The sequence below is a fragment of the Alkalimonas amylolytica genome, from assembly GCF_900107845.1.
Lineage (GTDB): Bacteria > Pseudomonadota > Gammaproteobacteria > Enterobacterales > Alteromonadaceae > Alkalimonas > Alkalimonas amylolytica.
In genome coordinates this window covers 1-1,594 of record NZ_FNRM01000027.1, presented here as the reverse complement: position 1 = coordinate 1,594, position 1,594 = coordinate 1, and the positions used below count along the sequence as shown (strand labels likewise).

General features: G+C 56.1%; 1 protein-coding gene. It reads left to right on the top strand.

The window, feature by feature from the left end; genetic code table 11:
• A partial coding sequence (locus BLW37_RS18545) for an amino acid adenylation domain-containing protein (protein WP_139243764.1) occupies positions 1-1,594 on the top strand: 1,594 nt, incomplete at both ends.

The window sequence follows — 1,594 nt, the reverse complement described above, 5'->3', positions numbered from 1 at the left end:
ACCACTGGAACAACACAGCAACAGAGCACCCGGTAGCTTCGTTGCTGCATGAGCCGTTTGAAGCCATGGCCCGGCAGTATCCTGCAGCGATTGCACTGGAGTATGACGGGCAACAATACAGCTACAGCGATGTGAATCAACGAGCCAATCAGCTAGCGCATTATCTGGTGCAGCAAGAAGGTATTGGTGCCAATCACATCGTGGCCGTGTGCTTAGAGCGAGGGCCGGAGCTGCTGGTGGCATTATTAGCCGTATTAAAAGCGGGGGCTGCGTACCTGCCTTTAGATCCGGATTATCCAACGCAACGCTTGCATTATATTCTGGACGACTCGCAAGCGGGCTTACTGTTAACGGAGCAGCGTTTGCAGGGGCACTTACCATGTCGTGCAGTGGTGTGCGTGGATGAGGTATCGCTGCGCCAGGAATTGGCGCTTCAGCCAGTCGATGACTTACTTCATGAGCGGCTCACAGCCGAAGCGCTGGCGTATGTGATTTATACCTCAGGCTCAACGGGGCAGCCCAAAGGGGTGATGGTGGCGCATCAACAGATCTGCCATTTTCTGGCGGCGATGAGTCAGCAACCGGGGATGAGCCGTGGCGAGCGGCTGTTGGCGGTGACGTCCTTATCGTTTGATATCCACCTGCTTGAGCTATTCCTGCCGTGGTCGGTTGGAGGCACTGTTGTGCTGGCTGGCTTGGCTGCGAGTCGTGATCCGCTGATGCTTATGACGTTGTTGCAGCAGGACATCCGGGTGATGCAGGCGACGCCAGCCACCTGGAAAATGTTGCTGGAGGCAGGCTGGCAGCAGCAGAGCCCCTTGCGTGTGTTGTGCGGAGGAGAGCCGATGTCTGCGCAGCTGGCGACACGTCTGCTGTCCCAGCCTGGGGTTGAGTTATGGAACATGTATGGCCCGACGGAAACCACCGTCTGGTCGTGCTGTGGTCGGATATCACAGCCTGCGGATGGGATTAGTGTCGGTCGCCCGATAGCGCATACGCGTGTTCAGGTGTTATCTGCGATGGGACAGTTGCTCCCTATTGGGGTGGCTGGTGAATTGTGGATTGGTGGTCGGGGTGTCAGCCAGGGTTACCTTCATAAAGAGGACTTAACGGCAGAGCGATTCAAGCGGTTATCCGATGGCCAGTTCTGGTACCGGACCGGCGATTTGGCGCGTTGGCAGCCTGATGGACAGTTGGAAATTCTGGGTCGGCTGGATGAGCAGGTCAAAGTGCATGGTTTCCGGATTGAGTTGGGGGAGATTGAGCATCACTTGCTGCAATCCACGTTGGTACGGGACGCCGCGGTGAAAGTGGTGCGGGGGGACGACGATGAAAATCATCTGTTCGGTTACGTTGTATTGCAGCCTGAGCTGGAGAGTCTATCGGTCATCGAGTTGCATGAGCAGCTATTGACGGAATTACGTAGCAAGTTGCCGGCTTATATGCAGCCAGAGCGATTGATGGTGTTAGCGGAGTTGCCCCTGACCTCCAATGGTAAAGTTGATCGTAAAGCGTTGCCGTTACCGGATGTTGCAACGATGCAGGCGGCGTATGAGGCTCCACAGACGGCGACTGAGCAGGCATTGGCGGTGAT